The organism is Spirosoma sordidisoli (genome assembly GCF_004138325.1).
Lineage (GTDB): Bacteria > Bacteroidota > Bacteroidia > Cytophagales > Spirosomataceae > Spirosoma > Spirosoma sordidisoli.
The window spans coordinates 1,491,698-1,510,111 of record NZ_SBLB01000001.1 but is presented as its reverse complement, the minus strand read 5'-3'; the positions used below and the strand labels follow the sequence as shown (position 1 = coordinate 1,510,111).

Below are 18,414 nucleotides of genomic sequence, written 5' to 3'. Positions count from 1 at the left end.
TTGGGTACTTTTTGATAGTCAAGCACTCCCCACCCGCCAGAATACCTGATTATTGGTACGACACAATTCGTACCGGACCCAGCAGACCCGAGGGTTCAGCCGGCCAGCGGCTGGCATCGAAGGGCCGGTAGCGAATGTCGACGATGTTGATATCGTGGAATTTCTTCCAGCCGGGCTGCTGCCGATCGTACAGGCGCATGTAGTTGGCCGACAGGTTCGTTACGTCGATGTCGAGTCGGTTGCGGCCCGGCTTCAGTTGCCCGGCCGGTATGGTTAGTCGAAACGGTAAGCACCAGGCCGTACCGAGTGGCTTGCCGTTGAGCCGGACGGCAGCTACCTCGCGTACCGAACCCAGGTCCAGTTCATAAACAGCCGCCGGGTCTATACTGGCCGACAGGTCGAACGTGGTTTCGTACCGAACGGTGCCCCAGAAGTAACCGGCCGAATCGGCCAGGGTTGTCCAGGAGGTCAGCTCCGGAACCTGGCGGCTGAGGTTGAGCGCTGGCTGGCCGGTCATAAACGTCAGCTGCCAGGGACCACCGATCGGCAGCGCCATCGGTTGGCCGGGCCCGACCGATGCAACGGGTGGCGACCGATCGGGCCGGGGGGCGGCTGGCGATACGGTCAGAAAGCACGACTGCCCCGGTTCCAGCCGGAGCCAGACCGAGCGGGTCGATTGTAAACGCCGGTCGGGTAGGGTGCTTTGCTGGTTCGTCAGCGGGTCGTAGCGAATGACCGGGCCGCCCGAAGCTGCCAGGGTTATCCACCCGGCCCGAAACTGATTTCCCAGGTTTGTAATAAAATACTGAACACTGTCGCCCTGCCGCTTGCGGATGAATAACAAACCCCGGCTGGCCCAGGCTTCGCGCCGGATTCCGATGGTGCCGAGCGTAGCTACTACGTCCCGGCTGACCGAAACGACCGGTAGCCGACGCAGGCCTGCCCCCAGCTGACGGAGGGTCTGCGAGCGCGCCTGATGCTGGTAAAAACCGGGTACCTGCTCGGGTAAGCCACCTTCAAAGATGACCCGAACACCCTGTCGGGCCAGCCGGTTGAGCTGGGCCATTGTCGTTTCGGGCAGGTACGTACAGCGCGGAATAACAACCGCGCGGTAGCTGGCGTTGCCGGCCATAATACGACCCTGCCGGTCGGTTTTCAGGGTACTCAGCAGCTGATCCGATACGTAATCGAAGGCATAGCCGCGCAGGCGCAGGCTGTCGCATAACTGTCCGAAGGGGAGGGGCAGCAGCCAGCGGTCAACGTGGTGAACCTCGAGCATATGCAGCCCCCCGGCCGATCGGGCGCGGGTAGCCCACAGGTCGTGCATGGGGAAATAAACCAGCAGGTCGTTGTCGGGGTGCGATGTCTGTAGGCGGCTCTGACAGCGGTCGATGTACTGATTCAGCAACGGGAGTTGCGGCCAGAAATGGGACGACGGCCCATAGTTGGTCGACGCGTAAAACAACCAGCCCGGCCAGGATTGGTCCGGCCAGGACGGGTTCGATCCGTTCTGGCCAGCGGGCGAATAAGTAATGCCGTGGTAAAAAATATGGTTGATGCCGGCCGTAAACAGCTCGTCGACCTGCGGCTTGATCTGCGACAGGCTCACCTTGAAATGATCGGCCAGCCAGGTGCCGGTTTCGGAGCTGACGAGCGGTTTGCCGGTCAGGTTGGCGGCCGACGACGCAAATTTCATGGCCAGCGGGTGGGGCGTTCCGAACCGATCGATTTCGTAGTTCTCGTCAACCCGAAGCCCGGGAATCGGGAAACGACTACTGCCGAACGACTCGGTTTCGGGAATGCTGGCCAGCGCGTAGAGATCGATCAGGTTGCCCGGCGACCCGTGGGCCTGGTAGCGCGTCTGGTAACCTCGCTGAGCCGCCCAGCGGGTCCAGGTGCCGGCCGATGCATCGCGCAGCAGCTCGGCCAGGGTTTGCTGATAATCCTGCCGGACCCGCAGCCCATCGGTACTGGTGCTGTCGAGGAAAGCCGCCAGCTGGCTGCTGAGGTCGTAGCCCCGGCGCTGGCGAAATTCGGCGGGGAAGTCGGTTGTCCAGTTGGCGCCGTAGGCTTCATACGAATCGTTATACACGGCGCGGGGCTGGGTTGGCAGGGTCGCCAGGGTAGAATCGAACCGGCGCAGGTACTGCTGCATGGCTGATTGACTGAACGGATCGATAACGGGGCCTTCGCCCCCCGGCGCGGCTCGTTTGACCTGCTGCCGGGTGGGCTTACTAACCAGCTGCCCCGCCTGTAGCTGCCATTGCCGGGCCGCCATGTCGGGCGTTACATTCGGGCCACCGAAGGGCCAGCCGGTTCCGGTTGTCAGGTCGACGCCCAGGCCCCGCCGGTGGGCTTCGCGGACGGTATGCGCAAAAACGCTCAGCCAGCGCGGACTCAAAAATGGAATCGACTGCGCTTCGTAGCCCCGCACGCCATAGATCGGGATGATATGAACGCCCCCCAGTCCGGCTTTGGCAAACTGATCGAGTTGCCGCGAAATGTCGGCTTCGCTGACGGCGCTGCCCATCCACCACCAGTACGTCCAGGGTCGGGTAGTTGAGGGTTTGGCCGACCTGGCGGGCGACTGAGCCGATGCGGATAACGAAGCCATAGCCAGCCATAGACCGACCAGCAATAAGGCAAAACGGGTAAACGATCTCATTACCTGCTTCAAGCCCGAACCGGTTTAAAAATACTCAACGGCTCCGGACGGGGGGTACTTTACGCCGGCTGGCGATGACGGCTACCCTATTAATTTACTGTGTTTGCTGGCGCCATTTCATCGGCGCTCGTACCTTTGCAGCGGTCATGAGAAACGCCGTTATTTATCTGCTCCTGATTGCTACGCTGATGCCTTCGCTCAGCCAGTGGGGCGTTATCGCGTATTATCATGCCAACAAGGATTACATTGCCAGGGTCCTGTGCGAGAACCGCGACCGGCCTCAGCTCCACTGCGACGGAAGCTGTTACCTGGCCAAACGGCTGAAGGCTTCGCAGGAACGGCAGGACAAGGAAACGACAGAACGGGTGCAGAACCTGCCCACTATTGCGTTGTTCTGTAACGAAGTCGCTGACTTTGCCTTTGCCTCAGCCTGGCCCCTGGTCCTGACTACCGGCTTTCCATCGTATCAGGCCGCGGCCACGACAGCCCCGCTGTCTGAACTCTTCCGCCCGCCCCGCGTCTGAGCCGGGTCCGCTTTCCGTTTTTCTTTTTATGCAGTGGCTGTTCCGGCCAGTGATCTGCTGTTGTCCGGCTAGTGTTCGGCATAACGGTCAGGTGCTGCCTGCCCAGCAAGCTGACGCAGACCGGTTTATAGCCGGAATCGGAACGTCCTGCTCACTTCTTGACTTAAACACTTTTCATGAATATCCATACAGTCCTCAGGACTTGTGGTCTGTGGCTGGCGTGTGTCTACGCCGTTGCAGCACAGGACCTGAGAAAGGGGCGTGTGTTCGATGCCCAAACCAACGAACCAATCATCGGGGCTACCGTACTGATCCCCGGTACAAAAACCGGCCTGACGACCGACGAACGGGGTGAGTTCAGTATACCGGCGGGGGCCAGTCAGCTGCGGCTGAGCAGCGTGGGCTATGCCGACCAGACCATATCGGTCGGAGCGGGGGCGGTGCGGGTGGCGCTGGTACCCGCCGAGCAAAACCTGCAAACGGTAGTCGTAACGGCTAGCCGGGAGGCCCAGCTGCGGACCGAAGCACCCATCGCCATTTCGAAACTGTCGTCGCGGCTGATCAGCGAGACAAAGCCGACCAGCATTCACGAGGTCATCAACAAGACGCCGGGGGTGCTGATGGTGAACCTCAACAACGAGCAGCACATGATGGCGATCCGGCAGCCTATGACGACCAACGCTTATTTCCTGTACCTGGAAGATGGCGTGCCGATTCGGCCGATGGGCGTGTTTAACCACAATGCGCTGCTGGAGATGAACCAGTTCACGGTCAGTTCGCTGGAGATCGTTAAAGGACCGGTTTCGTCGATCTACGGGCCCGAAGCCGTGGGTGGAGCGGTTAACTTTATTACCCAGCGCCCCACGGCCGTACCTACCGTCCGCGCCGGTGTTCACCTCGACCAGTGGGGCTACCAGCGGCTGCAGGTAGGGGCTGGTGGTCGGCAGGGTAAATTCGGTGTGTATGTCGGTGGGCTGGTTTCGCGGCAGCGCAACGCGTGGCTGGCCAGCTCCGACTACGATAAGTCGTCGTATTTTGCGCGGCTCGAGTATGCGTTTACGTCCCAGACGCGCCTGACCGGCACCGTTTCGTACAATAACTACGATTCGCAGACCAGCGGAAGCGTCGACAGCGCGGCTTTTTTTGCGCGGCAGTACGTCAGCACGACCGATTTTACGTACCGCAAAACCTCTTCCCTGCGCAGTCGGCTAACGCTTGAGCACGACTGGAAAACCAGGAGCGCTACGTCATCGGCCCAGTCGTTCATTACCGCCTTTGTGCGCGACAACCGCCTGGGGCAGAACCCGGCCTACTCCATCCGCTGGACGGTCGGTTCGCCGACGGCCACGGGGCAGGTCAACAGCAACGATTTCAGGAGTTTTGGCGTCATTGCGCAGCATACCCAGCGGTTTCGCTTCCTGAGCAGTAAGCTGATGGTCGGGGCCACGCTCGATTGGTCGCCGAATACGTATTACGCCTACCAGACGGAACTGGCTGCCGAACTACGGCCCGACAAACGATCTGTATTACGGTATACGCAGCTGCGCGAACGACCGGACCTTCGACTGGCCGATTATCAGGCTGACATCCACAATACGGCGGCCTATGTGCAGTACGATCTGGAGCCGCTGCCCAGGCTGCGGCTTTCGGCCGGGCTGCGGTTCGACCGGATGGCGTTCGATTATACCAACAGCCTCAGTCAGAGCACGGGCCAGAAAGACTACCGCCAGGCAACGCCTAAAATCGGGCTGACGTACGATCTCAGCAAAGCCGGCGGACCCGCCAGCCTGGGTGTCTACGCCAACTATGCCAGCGGCTTTTCGCCCCCGGCGCTGACAGCGATCTTTCTCCGGCGAACCACCCCAACGCCCTCGGGCGAGCTGTTTTATTATAACCTCGAACCGGCCCGGTTTCAGAATATGGAAGTGGGCGGCTGGGCGTCGCTGCTGAACCATACCCTGTATCTGGACGGCGCGATCTACCAGATGAACGGGGCCAATGAACTGCTCAACATCCGCCAGCCCGACAACTCGTTTGATTACCAGTCGGCCGGCCGGACCCTGCACCGGGGGGTGGAACTGGGTCTGACCTATCGACCGTCGCGGCAGCTGTCGTTTCGGTTCGGGGGTACCCATGCCATCCATCGGTTTGTGGCGTTTACGCTCAGCCAGCGGGTTTCTGACGTTGTGCAGAACGTCGACGGTAACGATATGCCATCGGCGCCCCGAACGCTCTGGAACACCGAGGTCAGCTATTATCCGGCCTGGCTGAAGAATTTCCGCACGTCGGTCGAGTGGCAGCATGTGTCGGGCTGGTACCAGAACCAGATCAACACGGTCCGGTACGATGGCTACGACCTGGTCAACGTTCGGGTGGGGTACGAGTGGAAAGGCATCGAGCTGTATGTCAACGGGCTGAACGCGGCCAACGCGCTCTACGCCACCAACGCTACCCGGGGTAACAACCCGACCGACCGAACTACCTACACGCCAGCGGCCCCGCGTACCCTGGTTGTCGGGCTTCAGTACACCTTCTCCGGAAAATAAACGAAAACCAGCGCCGAACAGCGGGACGTATGCCGCTGGGTTGCCCGCGGGGCAGACCGTTGTTCGGCTTTTCAGACATTATACCATGAAACATATCGTATTTGTGCTGGCTTTACTGGCAGCTACACCAGCGCTCCCGGTGCAGGAAACCGTTGTGTCGGACCCCCGCGCCACGGCAGCGACGCCCCGCCTGACCACCGACCGCCACGGCAACCCGCTGCTGAGCTGGGTTGAGAAAGAAACAGACAACAAGGCCGCTTTTTTCTTCGCCATCTCGACCGATGACGGGCAGACGTTCGGGCCAAAAATTCGGGTTCCTGTGCCGCCGTCGGTAGCGGTTCATGCCGAAGGAATGCCCAAATTGGCTCAGAAAGCCGATGGTACGCTGCTGGCCTTGTTTGAAGTACCCCGGCCGGTCGGCGAGTCGCGCTTTGCCGGTGATCTGCTGTACGTTATGTCGACGGATCAGGGCCGGACCTGGACGCAGCCGAACGCCATTCACGACAACACCGCCCCCGGAAAAAGTCATTCGTTCGCGGATCTGACCCGCCTGCCCAACGGCGAAATCGGTATGGTCTGGCTCGATGATAAACTGCCCGGCCGGGAGGGTCGGTCGGTGAAGTTTCGGCAAACGCTGCCGGGTGGTGGGTTCAGCCGCGAACAGATTGTCGACGAAAACGCCTGCCAGTGCTGCCGGACCAATATCTTTGTCGATCGTCAGCAGCGGATTCATCTGACGTACCGGGATCTGCTGCCGGCCAAAGCCGGTGAAACTGGCATCCGGGACATCAGCCAGGTGGTTTCGACCGACGGGGGGCGTCGTTTCGGCCCACCCAAGCGGGTACTGGCCGACAACTGGCGGGTCAACGCCTGCCCACACGCGGGGCCGTCGGTAACGGAGGTAGGCAGCGCGTTGCTGGTGAGCTGGTTTTCGGGGAAAGAAGACGCCGTTGGTCTGCGGCTGGCCCAGCCCGGCGCGGCTGCTCCGGTGGCAGTGGTGCTGTCGAACCGGGCCCGGCATCCGCAGGTGACCGCCCTGCACGACCAGCTGGTATGGGTCTGGGACGAGTCGGTGCGCCAGCCCGACCAGCCCGATGATGAACCCATGCCAGTCTATGATCAGCGGATCGCGATGCGGGTAGGGGCCAACGCAGCAACGACATTCATAACGCCCGCATCCGTACTCGCTACGTATCCGGTCGTGTTGCCGCTGAAAAAAGGGTTGCTGCTGGCCTATGAACGGAAAGAAGAAGGAGCCAATGTGACCATAGCCTTCCAGCGCCTGACCGGCGAAACGGGTCTGGTTATGAAACCGGCGGAGCAGAACTGACGAACTGGAACCAGTACCGCCTGAAGAAACGTAATAAACCATAAACCGACCCGGAACCTACCGGGCAAACCCCTTCACATATGCGACTCATACACCTGATCTGGATTGGTGCTTTGCTGACCACAGCCGCCTGTCAGCAGGCCCAAAAAAGCGATGACCATGCCGATCATGCCCAATCGTCCGAAACAGCTGCTGCCGGCCCGGTGGCGAAAAAAGAACAGGAAATCCTTGCCGTTCATGACAGCCTGATGGCCGAGATGAGTGACCTGATGCGGCTGAAAAAGGCAGTTTCGGCTAAGGCCGCAGCGCCGGCTGCCAACGGGCAGGGCACCGAAATCAGCCGACGGCTCGGCGAGGCCGACGATGCGATGATGACCTGGATGAACCAGTACAACGGCGACACGCTCGGCAAACTCGATCAGACCAAAGCGCTCGACTACCTGAGCGATCAGCAAAACAAAGTCAACCAGGTACGCGACCAGATGCGCCGGAGTATGGCCGACGCCAACGCTTTTCTAGGCAAACAACCGTAACAACCGGCGCGGTTGTTTGGTCACAACCGCGCCGGTACCCCTAAAAAAGCCCGAACCGGACTAACGATTTTCCGGAACAGTTCGTTACTCTTTTACCATAAACCCACGACCCGATGTTCCGACGACTGCCGCCTATTGTTCAGTTTATCTACGTCAGCATGATCGGTATCTGTCTGGGAACAGCGGCTGGGCTAGTGAATGAATTTCTCCAGCAGCCATTCAGCGTAACCAATGCCGTTGTGTGGCTCTTTCTGCTGCTGGTCAGCGCGGGTATTGTAACGCTCATCACCCTATATGGTCGGAACCGATTTAACTGATTGATGACACTATGTACCGTTCACTCCTGTATGTATTCCTCACCGGCCTGGGCCTGACGGTCGGTTTACTGGCCTGCGATACGCCCGACCCCGAAGCGGTTACGGGTACGTTCGTGATTCAGCTGGACAACGTGGCGGGGAATCAGAACCTCCAGCTCAATACCGGCACCTACCGCAATGCGCTGGGTGAGTCGTTTACGCCAACGGCTTTCAATTACTTCGTCAGCAATATCCGGCTGATCCGCACCAACGGTGAGGACTACGTGGTGCCGCAGGACAGCAGCTACTTTCTGGTGCGGGAAACCGATCCGGCCAGCCAGCGGATCACCCTCAAAAATGTGCCTTACGGCGATTACAAAGGGGTTTCATTCGTACTGGGCGTCGATAGTCTGCGGAGTACGATGGACATCAGCCGCCGAACGGGTGCGCTCGACCCCGGCAGCGATCATACCGGCGCGAACGGGATGTATTGGTCCTGGAATTCGGGCTATATCTTCATGAAGCTGGAAGGCACCTCGCCCAGCGCCCCCGTCGATGCTACGGGCAGCAATACGTTTCGGTACCACATCGGGTTCTTTGGCGGGCGCGATACCCGCACCATCAATAACCTGAAAACGATACCGGTCCTGTTCGGTACCGACGTGGCGCAGGTCGATGCGGAGAAGGTACCAACGGTGCTGCTGCAGGCCGATGTGCTCAAAATCTTCGACGGACCAACCCTGCTCAGTATCAAGACCAACCCGGAAGTGATGATATCGCCTTTTTCGAGCAGCATTGCGAACAACTACGCACAGATGTTCGCTTACCGGGGTAAAACAACGGCTACGTTAAACTAAGACTATGCAGCGCTGGCAATTTTTTGGAGTATGGATCAGTGTCGCCCTGTTCGGGGCGGTGGTGTCGTGCCAGCCCGGCGGGTCCGACCCTACCACCGATCCGGAACCGACGGGCCCCAAACCCATCGAGTACCAGACCACGCCCTACCCCTGGAAAAAACCGGCCAATTTCCCCGAGCCAACCTACGCGTTCTCGAAAAATCCACTGACGCTGGAGGGCGTAGCGCTGGGCCGGGCTCTGTTCTATGACGATATGTTGTCGGTGAACGGGACGGTCAGCTGCGCGTTCTGCCACCAGCAGGGGGCCGCTTTTGCCCATACCGACCACGCCCTGAGCCACGGCATTAACGATAAAATAGGCACCCGGAATAACCTGGGGCTACAGAACATGGCGTTCTACAAATCTTTTTTCTGGGATGGGGGCGTACAGGATCTGGATCTGCTGCCCATCGCGCCGATCGAAAATCCGGTCGAGATGGGCCATTCGATGCCGGCTCTGCTGAACGCGGTGCGGCAGTCGCCCCGGTACCGTCCCATGTTCCTGGCGGCTTTCGGAACCGACTCCATCACGACCGACCGGTTTCTGAAGTCGTTGTCGCAGTTCATGCTCACGATGGTATCGGCCAACAGTCGCTACGATAAATACGTCCGCAACGAGGCCGGGGGGCAGCTATCGACCGACGAACTGGCTGGGCTCACGCTGTTCAAACAGAAATGCAGCACCTGCCACGCGGGTGAGCTGTTTACCGACCAGTCGTACCGCAACAACGGACTGAGCCGCGCCAATAACAACGATGAAGGCCGGTCGCTGATTACGCTCCGGCCCGAAGATCGGTTTAGGTTCCGGGTGCCCAGCCTGCGTAATGTGGAGCGGACCAGCCCATACATGCACGACGGCCGGTTCTGGACACTCGAAGAGGTGATGAATCACTACAGTACCAACATGCAGGATGTGCCCGAACTCGACCCGGCCTTGCGGATAAACGGCAAACCGGGGGTGCCCCTGACCGACACGGAGAAAAAACAGCTGGTAGCCTTCCTGCGGACGCTAACCGACACGGACTACATAGCCGATCGTCGGCTCAGCGCTCCCAACTAGTGAGCGTGGTTCAGCCGGTGCTGACGAATGTTGATGAGGTGGCTGATGACCAGACCCGCTGAGGCTGCGTAGCCTACGTATTCAAAGAATTCATTGACATCTTCGAGCATGATGCCCGTTGCGAACAGCAGCAAAAAGCCCCACAGCGCCCGTTTGGTGGTGGGTTGTACATGATGGCGGGTGGCAAAGAAAACGGCCATGATGTTAACGCCGATAAAGACGTAATCCAGACTTAGATAACCAACCCGAAGCTGCTCGTCCTGAAACACGGCGGTAGTCATCAAAAGCACAGGGGTTACTAAACAGTGGATGATACACAGCACCGAGCCGGTGATGCCGATGTAGTCGGCTTTGCTGGATAACAGATCTGTCTTCATAAGCAGGAGCAAAAATACGACGCGTTCGGCAACCGTATTTCAATCCAACCCGATTTCTTGCAACAAAGTTGCGAAAAATTAGAAAAAGGACCTTAGTTCACTCGGCTCAGTAGGGTGTAGGCCATCAGCTTGCCGCTTTTGTTGTAGGTTTCGGACCGGATGTCCAGCAGCTGATCGGTGGTTCGGTAGCTGACTACGCGCATTGTGCTTCGGATCGGGATACCCATGGCCCGGTTCGTGAGCGAAAGGTCCGAGCTGATCTTATAGGCGTCGAAGGTACCGGCGGGCGTGGTTACGGGCTGCTGGGCTTCTACCTGCCGGTTGCTCATCACCAGCGACATTTCCATCAGGGTACTGCCATTCGTGATCATATCCGCTTCCATCTGGCCATCGGACAGTTTCTGGCCAACGGTCAGCTTGCCGGGATAAACGAGCTGATTCATTTTGAGCTTGATCTGGGTGTCTTTCATGCCGGCGTTCTGCATGGTCTGCGCCAGCCCCGACAGATCGGCCAGGAGTTCGGTGCCCGTGCAGGTGTAGCGAACGGTGTACGGAGCCTGCTGCCGACCTTTTTCGTCCGTCATCTGAACACTCATATCGACCAGCGTCTGGCTGCCCTCCCGGCGCATGTCGGTTACCTGATAGGTTACTTTGCCGGTAGATTTGTCTTTGGCGTTGAACATCGACATCTCAAACGCCTGGCCAGTTTTCAGCGGAACGCCCAGGCAGTTCTGCGCCTTTACAGTGGTCGACAGCATGACCGCCAGCACTAAAAGAAATCCGTGTAGTTTCATACGAACAGAAGCAAGTAGGTTAATACAAGACAAATGTACGTATGGCGGCAACTGGACGGCTAAGTCCTTGAGCAAACGGTTGTTGATGGGCGTCAGGCCCAGATCATACTCAGCACGCCCATCAGCATAATCAACTTGCAGAGGGTGCTGAGATAGCCGAAATCGCTGCGTTTGTCGGCGTAGACGAGCCGGTAGGTAAGCCAGGTGATGGGAACCAGCAGGATCAGGAAGATTACCTCCAGGTGCCAGTTGTTGAGCGAGTCGGCAATCAGAAACAGCGTGGTAATGAACGATGCGATCAGGACATAAAGCAGGTATTTGGTTCGGCGGAGGCCCCAGACGATCGGCAGGGTCCGGCAACCGAAGCGGGCGTCGCCCCGGATGTCCTGCATGTCTTTGATTATCTCACGAACGAGCGAAATGCCGAACGAAAAGAGCGCGTAAATGAGCAGCATATCGGCATTTTGTCGATAATAGACCGCCAGCACAATCAGCGACAGGGCCGTCAGCAGCGAAATAACGACGTTGCCGGTTACGGGCTGCCGCTTCAGGTTGGCGGAGTAAAACCACAGCAGCGACACGCTCACCACATCGACCACGAAGACCCAGCGGCTCAGGTACAACCCGATCAGACAGCCAATGACGTTAAGGCTCTGGTGTGCGACGAGCGCTACCCGACGTTTCAGGTAACGGCCAATCACGACCCGATCGGGTTTGTTGACCAGATCGATTTTGATGTCGAAGTAATCGTTGATGATATAACCCGCAGCCGCAATGCAGACGGTCGAGAACGAGAGCAACCAGATCGTTGGGTCGACCAGGATCCGGAGCCACTGCTCGCGCGGCCCCACCAGAGCGATACGGGCCAGGAACTGGGTCAGCACGACAATGAGCAGATTCTGCACCCGGATCAGCCGCAGAAAGCCACCCACAAAGGCCGAGAAAGGAATAGGCTGACGCACGACCATGACCGATTTTCGCCTAAAAGTACGCGAAAAATAGGGAAAACAGGGCGGCTAGGGGTAAGGCTGCCGGGCCAATCGTAGCCTGGCTAAGCGCCGGCCGAAGCGGGGCCAAAACCGGGGGTCCGAGCGAGGGTATACGCATCGTTCGTTCTTTCCGCCCGCTTCGGGATTCTTTTGCTCCTGTTTTGTTGTTGACCTACAAACTGTTTCCGGCCTTCGTGGCTCCATTCGCATGAAAATTGGCATAGTGTGCTACCCAACCTTTGGGGGCAGTGGTGTGGTGGCTACCGAGCTTGGTAAGGCACTGGCCAAAAATGGTCACCAGATCCATTTTATTACCTACCAGCAGCCACCCCGGCTCGACTTCTTCAATGAAAACGTTTTCTACCACGAAGTAAACATCCCGTCTTATCCGCTGTTTCAGTACGCGCCCTACGAGTCGGCGCTGGCCAGCGAGATGGTCAATGTGGTGACGAACGAAAATGTCGATCTGCTCCATGTGCATTATGCCATACCGCACGCGTCGGCTGCCTACATGGCTAAAATGATTCTGCGGTCGCAGGGGCGGTCGGTGCCGGTCGTGACGACGCTACACGGAACCGACATCACGCTCGTCGGGAAAGATGCCTCCTATGAACCCGTAGTTACTTTCAGCATCAACGAATCTGACGGGGTTACGGCCGTGTCGGAAGACCTTCGGCAGGACACCTATAAGCATTTCAAGGTACACCGCGACATCGAAGTCATTCCGAACTTCATCGACCTGTCGCGGTTCAAGCGGCAGCAGAAAGAGCATTTCAAGAAAGCGATCTGCCCCAACGGCGAAAAGCTGATTGTACATACGTCCAACTTTCGGCGCGTCAAGCGCATCGACGATGCGGTGATGGTGTTTTACCATGTGCAGCAACAGGTCCCTGCCAAGCTGCTGCTGGTGGGCGACGGCCCCGAACGGGCGCGTATCGAACGACTGGTGCGCGATCTGGGCATTTACGACCAGGTGCGTTTTCTGGGTAAGATGGACGCCGTAGAGGAGGTACTGTCGGTGGCCGATCTGTTTCTGATGCCGTCAGAAAACGAAAGCTTTGGCCTGGCAGCCCTCGAAGCCATGGCCTGCCAGGTGCCGGTTATCTCGTCTAATGTGGGCGGTCTGCCCGAGCTGAACGTAAACGGCGTAACGGGTTTCCTGAGCAACGTGGGCGATGTCAGCGATATGGTTCGCAACGCTTTGTTCGTGCTCGACGACGCCAACCTGCCTGCCTTTCAGGAAAATGCGCTGGCCCGCGCCACCGAGTTCGAGCTGTCGAGGGTCGTGCCCCGCTACGAGGCCCATTATGAACGGGTATTGCAGCAGGTGATGGATAACGTATGACCATCCGATGCTGAACAATGTCGCGTTGAGAATAGATAATGAATAAGGAATCAGGAATAATGAGCGCTACGGATCATTATTGATAAACCAACTATCCTATGAATCCAAACATACCGCAAACGGATCGGAAACGCGTGGTCATCGTCGGCGCTGGTTTTGGGGGGCTCAAGCTGGCCCGGAAGCTGGCCAACCGCTCTGATTTTCAGGTGGTATTGCTCAATCGGCAGAACTACCACGAGTTTCAGCCGCTGTATTACCAGGTGGCCACAGCAGGCCTGGAGGCCAACTCCATCCTGTTTCCGCTGCGGGCGGTGTTTGGCAACTGCAAAAACGTACATATCCGGGTTACCAACGTGACCGGCGTCCGGCCGGCCGATAAAACGGTAGATACCGAGCTGGGCCCAATCACCTACGACTGGCTGGTCATTGCCACCGGTGCAGATACCAACTTTTTCAACCAGCAGAATATCATCGAGAAAGCGCTGCCCATGAAGTCGGTGGCCGAAGCCATTGCGCTCCGCAACCGGATGCTTCAGAACTTCGAGGATGCCCTCAGTGTCGAGTCGGAAGATGAGCGCGAAGGGTTCATGGACGTGGTGGTGGTAGGCGGGGGGCCAACGGGGGTCGAGCTGTGCGGTACGCTGGCCGAGATGCGCCGGACGGTTTTACCCCGCGACTACCCGGAACTCGACTTCATGAAGATGGACATCTACCTGATCGAATCGGGTGGGGAGCTACTGGGGCCGATGTCGAAACAGTCGCAGGAGCACTCGCTGGCGTATCTGCAGGAGCTGGGTGTAAACGTCCGGCTAAATACCCGCGTCAAGGATTTCGATGGCCGTATCGTTACCATGAACGACGGCTCGACCCTGCGCACCAACAACCTGATCTGGGCTGCGGGGGTCAAAGCCAGCCCGCTGGCGGGCCTGCCACCCGAGGTGCTCGGTCGCGGGGGGCGGATCATCGTTGACCGTTACAACCAGGTTCAGGGCTTTACAGACGTGTTTGCCATTGGTGATGTAGCGCTGATGAGCGAAGAGAAGTGGCCCAACGGTCACCCGCAGGTGGCGCAGCCCGCCATTCAGCAGGGGCGGCTGCTGGCTAAGAACATGACCCGCTGGCTGAAAAACCAGGCGCCGGAGGAGTTTACCTACCGCGATCTGGGAACGATGGCTACTATTGGCCGCGGACTGGCCGTGGTTGACCTGCCTTTCCTGAAATTTCAGGGCGTTTTGGCGTGGTTAACCTGGTTGTTTGTGCACTTAATGGCCATTGTTGGCGTTAAGAATCGACTGGCTATCTTTATCAACTGGATGTTCAATTACCTGACGTATAATAATTCGTTACGGCTGATCATCCGGCAGAAGATGCCGAAGGGTGATTTCTCGGCCATGCAGGAAAAGCTGTCCGACCAGTTGGAAGTAAGCAAAACCTAATTGGATATAGTAAAGAGGGTTTACTACATGAGGTCTATAAACCCGGATTTCGTTGTATTTTTGCCTCATCAACCGAATGAAGCTTATTATGGAAAAGCCGAACGATACATTACAAACAATGGCCGGTCACGGCAGAACGCGCCCCAAAAACAGCGGTACGAAAAAACTGTTCGATAACCCAATCCTGGAAGCGCTCTCGCGGACGCATATCATGATCCCGATCTCGATGTGGCTGGTACTGTCTGTATTCCTGGGCTGGTATGCCTTTACGTATACAGACATGGGTACGCAGATGATTGCTGCCCTCTTTTTTACGGGGCTGTTTGTATTCACCCTGTTCGAGTACGTGTTACACCGTTACTTATATCACCTGGCGCCCAGCACACCCCAGCGGGCTAAAATCCAGTACACATTCCACGGCGTTCACCACGAATACCCGAAAGACAAAACCCGTCTGGCCATGCCGCCCGCGCTGGCTATCGTCGTGGCAGGTGCTTTCTTTGGCCTGTTCTTCCTGATGATGGGCGAAGCGGCCTATGCGTTCTTCCCCGGATTTCTGGTTGGCTACTCGGGCTACCTGGCCGTGCATTTCATTGTGCATGCCTACGCCCCCCCGAAGAATTTCTTCAAGCAACTCTGGGTAAACCACAGCGTTCACCACTACAAAAACCCCGAGAGCAACTACGGCGTTTCGACCCCCATGTGGGATTACATCTTCGGATCATTCCAAAAGTAGAGACGCAATCGCCCCGGCCTTTGGTAGAGACGCAAAGGGTTGCGTCTCTACCCGCGTCAGCAATAAATACACATTAAAAAATCCCCCTCGACGCAGTCAAGGGGGATTTTTTATAACTACGAAGCAGAATCAGCCCGGTCTATTCGCCACCGGGTCGTTTCTGTAGTTCGGCCAGGGGTTTGGGCGGGCCGAAGTCGGGCGAACCGTCGGGTTTCCAGCTGAACGGCTGCATCCGTATCGAACGCAGATCACCACAGCCCTGTCCCTGAGCCGCGTTAGCGTGATAAACCAGCCAGTTTTCCTGACCATTGCGCGACGTAAAAAAGCCGTTGTGGCCTACGCCGAAGGTGCCATTACCCGCATTGGGACCAAACACCGGGGTAGCTGATTTGGTCCACGACCTGGTATCGAGCAGGTTGGCGCTGCTGTCGGCCGAGAGCTGGCCCAGGGCGTAGAGGTCGGTCCCGCAGAAGCTGGCCGAATATACCAGAAATACCTTGTTGCCGTGGGTCAGAAACTCGGGCCCTTCGTTGACACCAAAGCCTTCTTTTTCCCAGGCAAAGTCGGGCGAGGACAGACGAACGCGGGTGGTGGCGGCCTCGGCGGTATACGGATTGGTGAGCCGGCAGATGTACAGGTGCTGGGAGCCGCCCAGATCCGTTTCCCAACCTGACCAGGCAAAGTAGAGCTGGCCGTTTCGTTGCAGCAGCGTACCGTCGATAGCCCATTTGTTCTCGGGCAGGTTCAGCCGACCGCGATCGGTCCAGGTGCCGGTGGTGGGGTCGGCCGCCGTATTTTCGAGAACGAACATGCGGTGGTTCCGGTCGTTACCATCGTCGGCGGCATAATAGATGTACCAGACCCCATTGACGTTAAACAGCTCGGGTGCCCAGATATTACGCGAGTTAGGCCCCGTAGCGGGTGGAGTCCAGACGGTAACGGGCCGGGCCTGACCGAGCCGGCTCATGGCCGATGTCTTATAGATACGAAGGTTAGCTCCTGTTGTATGCATGACATAATAGAACCCGTCTTTCTGCGTCACCCAGGGATCTGGCGCGGCTGTCAGCAGCGGGTTGGCGAAGCGGCCAACGGTATCGACCGGGGTTACGGGCGGGGTAGGTACGGGGTCCGGTTGTTTGGCCGATTGGCAGGCCAGTAGCAACGACAGGACAACAAACAGGAGGTTTTTCATCGTTGAGGTAAAAAGCTGACAGAACTGACCGGATGAACAGGCTTTATAACAAACCTGCTTATCGGGTCAGTTCTGTCAGAACGATCAGTAGTTCGGGTTTTGCTGTAGGTTGGGATTCAGGTCCCGATCCAGCTGCGGAATGGGGAGCAGTTCACTCTTTCCGCGTACAAACGTAGAAAAAGCCGGGTCGCGGGGCGCGAGCTGGGGGCCGAGATCACCCCAGCGGGCCAGGTCGTTCCAGCGGTGGCCTTCGCCCGAGAGTTCGGTAACCCGCTCGTGTTTGAGCTGAGCCAGAAACTGCTCCTGACTGAGGCCGGGCCTGGCTACCGACAGCGCGGGCAGCCCCGCCCGCCGACGTACCTGATCGACATACGGATAAGCCTGGCTCGTTTTGCCGGTTGCGTTGAGGGCTTCGGCATACATCAGCAGTACATCGGCATACCGAATGTAGCGCCAGTTGTTGGGCGAGCGGTAGCCTTCCTCAATTTTCCAGTGGTCGTTCTGAAACTTCCGGAACCAGACCCGTTTGTTGCCGGTGCCGTATCGCTGGGTGAATGTCTCGCCGTAAATCTGAGTGAAGTTAGGCCCCCGCACATCGGTGGAGTCGAACAGGAACGACGCTTCGAGACGCGGGTCACGAGCCCCGGCGGTGGTTCGCTCGGTAAATTCGTAGATAGGCCAGCGGTGCGCTTCCCCATCTGACCAGCCAATACTGCTCGGCCCGAAGAACTGGGCAATCGATGTGCCGTAGTTCTGGTTCGGCGTTTCGGTATCGTCGTCGGTAAACTCGGCCGGGTTTTCCTCAAACTGCCATTCAAAGACCGACTCACGGTTGTTTTCGGTCGAGATCAGGAAGTTGTCGCGGTAGTTGGGCACGAGTGCATAGAGGCTTTTGCCTTCGCCGTCGGCCAGCCATTGCAGGGGCGTCAGGGCTTCGGTGTACTTCCGTTGCTGCATCTGCGCTTTGGCCAGCAGGGCGTAGGCTGCGCCCCGTGTGGCCCGCCCCAGCTCCGTAGAACCGTAGGTAGTCGGAAGCACCGTTGCCGCTTCGGTCAGGTCTTTCTCGATCTGGGCCCAGACCTCGGCGCTGGTAGCTGAATTGGGTTTATCACCCACCACCGACTGTTGAAGAACCAGGGGCACGTTACCCCAGAGCGTGACGAGGTGGTAATAAAACAGGGCCCGCATAAACTTGGCTTCGCCCAGGTACCGGTCCCGGAGCGCAGCGTCCATCTGAATGGTCGGAACATTGTTGATTACCTGATTGGCGCGGTTGATGCCAATGTAGTTGTCGTTCCAGATCGAGTAGGCATTGCCGTAGTTATAGTCCGTCACCAGAAACTGATCCATGTTATTGACAATGTCGGTAGCCGGGCTCTGGCTACGGCCTTCGTCGGACCGGATGATGTAGTAGAAGGGCAGCCAGCGTGAGATACCGCCCCGGTGGGTGGTGCTGTAGACGGCGTTGACCCCCGCCAGCGCATCGTCGGACGTTTTCCAGAACGATTCGGTCGTTACCTGGTTCGGGTTGACGATGTCCAGGCTCCGGTCGCAGGCCGTCAGGGCGACGGTGGCGGCCAGACTGAGGAGAATGAATCTATGTTTCATCGTAGAAGAAAAAGCGAAAGAATGGATGAACGAAAGAGCGGTTCCGGGTTTGGCAGGACTCGATCCTGACTGGCCCGGTCCCGGCGC

General features: G+C 58.1%; 16 protein-coding genes. 10 read left to right on the top strand and 6 right to left on the bottom strand.

Going from position 1 to position 18,414, the window contains the following annotated elements:
• Positions 1-49 precede the first annotated feature (49 nt).
• On the bottom strand, positions 50-2,665 hold the full coding sequence (locus tag EQG79_RS06465; protein WP_262708608.1) for a glycosyl hydrolase: 2,616 nt from the start codon (positions 2,663-2,665) through the stop codon (positions 50-52).
• A gap of 146 nt (positions 2,666-2,811) precedes the next feature.
• Between EQG79_RS06465 and EQG79_RS06460 the strand changes: the two genes are divergently transcribed.
• The 7 genes from EQG79_RS06460 to EQG79_RS06430 all read left to right on the top strand — a co-directional run bounded on the left by EQG79_RS06460 (position 2,812) and on the right by EQG79_RS06430 (position 9,850).
• Entirely contained in the window at positions 2,812-3,189 is a 378-nt protein-coding gene (locus EQG79_RS06460) for a hypothetical protein (RefSeq protein ID WP_129600746.1), read from the top strand.
• 176 nt (positions 3,190-3,365) lie between these two features.
• On the top strand, positions 3,366-5,735 hold the full coding sequence (locus EQG79_RS06455; RefSeq protein ID WP_129600744.1) for a TonB-dependent receptor: 2,370 nt from the start codon (positions 3,366-3,368) through the stop codon (positions 5,733-5,735).
• 85 nt (positions 5,736-5,820) lie between these two features.
• Complete coding sequence (locus EQG79_RS06450; protein ID WP_129600742.1) at positions 5,821-7,065, top strand: sialidase family protein; 1,245 nt, start codon at positions 5,821-5,823, stop codon at positions 7,063-7,065.
• 80 nt (positions 7,066-7,145) lie between these two features.
• Positions 7,146-7,598 carry a hypothetical protein gene (locus EQG79_RS06445; protein WP_129600740.1) on the top strand — a complete coding sequence of 151 codons (453 nt, stop codon included), beginning with the start codon at positions 7,146-7,148 and terminating at the stop codon, positions 7,596-7,598.
• Positions 7,599-7,711: 113 nt separating this feature from the next.
• Complete coding sequence (locus EQG79_RS06440) at positions 7,712-7,915, top strand: hypothetical protein (protein ID WP_077923966.1); 204 nt, start codon at positions 7,712-7,714, stop codon at positions 7,913-7,915.
• An 11-nt stretch (positions 7,916-7,926) separates the two neighbouring features.
• On the top strand, positions 7,927-8,751 hold the full coding sequence (locus EQG79_RS06435) for an MbnP family protein (protein ID WP_077923967.1): 825 nt from the start codon (positions 7,927-7,929) through the stop codon (positions 8,749-8,751).
• Between the two features lie 4 nt (positions 8,752-8,755).
• Complete coding sequence (locus EQG79_RS06430) at positions 8,756-9,850, top strand: cytochrome-c peroxidase (protein ID WP_129600738.1); 1,095 nt, start codon at positions 8,756-8,758, stop codon at positions 9,848-9,850.
• Here EQG79_RS06430 and EQG79_RS06425 read toward each other — a convergent pair.
• The 3 genes from EQG79_RS06425 to EQG79_RS06415 all read right to left on the bottom strand — a co-directional run bounded on the left by EQG79_RS06425 (position 9,847) and on the right by EQG79_RS06415 (position 11,989).
• Entirely contained in the window at positions 9,847-10,227 is a 381-nt protein-coding gene (locus EQG79_RS06425) for a MerC domain-containing protein (protein ID WP_129600737.1), read from the bottom strand. The two genes, EQG79_RS06430 and EQG79_RS06425, sit on opposite strands and share 4 nt — an antisense overlap.
• 92 nt (positions 10,228-10,319) lie before the next feature.
• The gene (locus EQG79_RS06420) at positions 10,320-11,021 is read right to left on the bottom strand and encodes a TapB family protein (protein ID WP_129600735.1); all 702 of its coding nucleotides are present in this window, start codon (positions 11,019-11,021) and stop codon (positions 10,320-10,322) included.
• Positions 11,022-11,113: 92 nt separating this feature from the next.
• Complete coding sequence (locus tag EQG79_RS06415) at positions 11,114-11,989, bottom strand: geranylgeranylglycerol-phosphate geranylgeranyltransferase (protein WP_129600733.1); 876 nt, start codon at positions 11,987-11,989, stop codon at positions 11,114-11,116.
• Between the two features lie 229 nt (positions 11,990-12,218).
• Between EQG79_RS06415 and bshA the strand changes: the two genes are divergently transcribed.
• From bshA to EQG79_RS06400, 3 genes are all read left to right on the top strand, one after another.
• A complete protein-coding gene (gene bshA, locus EQG79_RS06410; RefSeq protein ID WP_077923972.1) occupies positions 12,219-13,355 on the top strand; it encodes an N-acetyl-alpha-D-glucosaminyl L-malate synthase BshA in 1,137 nt (378 codons plus the stop codon).
• Positions 13,356-13,453: 98 nt separating this feature from the next.
• Positions 13,454-14,791, top strand: coding sequence for an NAD(P)/FAD-dependent oxidoreductase (locus tag EQG79_RS06405; protein ID WP_129600731.1), 1,338 nt, complete (start codon positions 13,454-13,456; stop codon positions 14,789-14,791).
• A gap of 88 nt (positions 14,792-14,879) precedes the next feature.
• The gene (locus tag EQG79_RS06400; protein WP_077924125.1) at positions 14,880-15,527 is read left to right on the top strand and encodes a sterol desaturase family protein; all 648 of its coding nucleotides are present in this window, start codon (positions 14,880-14,882) and stop codon (positions 15,525-15,527) included.
• 139 nt (positions 15,528-15,666) lie between these two features.
• On the opposite strand, the gene EQG79_RS06395 is transcribed toward EQG79_RS06400, so the two are convergent.
• Together EQG79_RS06395 and EQG79_RS06390 are read right to left on the bottom strand one after the other, a co-directional pair.
• On the bottom strand, positions 15,667-16,719 hold the full coding sequence (locus tag EQG79_RS06395) for a glycoside hydrolase family 43 protein (RefSeq protein WP_129600729.1): 1,053 nt from the start codon (positions 16,717-16,719) through the stop codon (positions 15,667-15,669).
• An 84-nt stretch (positions 16,720-16,803) separates the two neighbouring features.
• On the bottom strand, positions 16,804-18,327 hold the full coding sequence (locus EQG79_RS06390; protein WP_077923975.1) for a RagB/SusD family nutrient uptake outer membrane protein: 1,524 nt from the start codon (positions 18,325-18,327) through the stop codon (positions 16,804-16,806).
• Positions 18,328-18,414 lie beyond the last annotated feature (87 nt).

Excerpts from the sequence above, each read along its gene's own strand:
- EQG79_RS06465 (WP_262708608.1), bottom strand. The coding sequence starts at position 2,665 with ATGAGATCGTTTACCCGTTTTGCCTTATTGCTGGTCGGTCTATGGCTG.
- EQG79_RS06460 (WP_129600746.1), top strand. The coding sequence starts at position 2,812 with ATGAGAAACGCCGTTATTTATCTGCTCCTGATTGCTACGCTGATGCCT.
- EQG79_RS06455 (WP_129600744.1), top strand. The coding sequence starts at position 3,366 with ATGAATATCCATACAGTCCTCAGGACTTGTGGTCTGTGGCTGGCGTGT.
- EQG79_RS06450 (WP_129600742.1), top strand. The coding sequence starts at position 5,821 with ATGAAACATATCGTATTTGTGCTGGCTTTACTGGCAGCTACACCAGCG.
- EQG79_RS06445 (WP_129600740.1), top strand. The coding sequence starts at position 7,146 with ATGCGACTCATACACCTGATCTGGATTGGTGCTTTGCTGACCACAGCC.
- EQG79_RS06440 (WP_077923966.1), top strand. The coding sequence starts at position 7,712 with ATGTTCCGACGACTGCCGCCTATTGTTCAGTTTATCTACGTCAGCATG.
- EQG79_RS06435 (WP_077923967.1), top strand. The coding sequence starts at position 7,927 with ATGTACCGTTCACTCCTGTATGTATTCCTCACCGGCCTGGGCCTGACG.
- EQG79_RS06430 (WP_129600738.1), top strand. The coding sequence starts at position 8,756 with ATGCAGCGCTGGCAATTTTTTGGAGTATGGATCAGTGTCGCCCTGTTC.
- EQG79_RS06425 (WP_129600737.1), bottom strand. The coding sequence starts at position 10,227 with ATGAAGACAGATCTGTTATCCAGCAAAGCCGACTACATCGGCATCACC.
- EQG79_RS06420 (WP_129600735.1), bottom strand. The coding sequence starts at position 11,021 with ATGAAACTACACGGATTTCTTTTAGTGCTGGCGGTCATGCTGTCGACC.
- EQG79_RS06415 (WP_129600733.1), bottom strand. The coding sequence starts at position 11,989 with ATGGTCGTGCGTCAGCCTATTCCTTTCTCGGCCTTTGTGGGTGGCTTT.
- bshA (WP_077923972.1), top strand. The coding sequence starts at position 12,219 with ATGAAAATTGGCATAGTGTGCTACCCAACCTTTGGGGGCAGTGGTGTG.
- EQG79_RS06405 (WP_129600731.1), top strand. The coding sequence starts at position 13,454 with ATGAATCCAAACATACCGCAAACGGATCGGAAACGCGTGGTCATCGTC.
- EQG79_RS06400 (WP_077924125.1), top strand. The coding sequence starts at position 14,880 with ATGGAAAAGCCGAACGATACATTACAAACAATGGCCGGTCACGGCAGA.
- EQG79_RS06395 (WP_129600729.1), bottom strand. The coding sequence starts at position 16,719 with ATGAAAAACCTCCTGTTTGTTGTCCTGTCGTTGCTACTGGCCTGCCAA.
- EQG79_RS06390 (WP_077923975.1), bottom strand. The coding sequence starts at position 18,327 with ATGAAACATAGATTCATTCTCCTCAGTCTGGCCGCCACCGTCGCCCTG.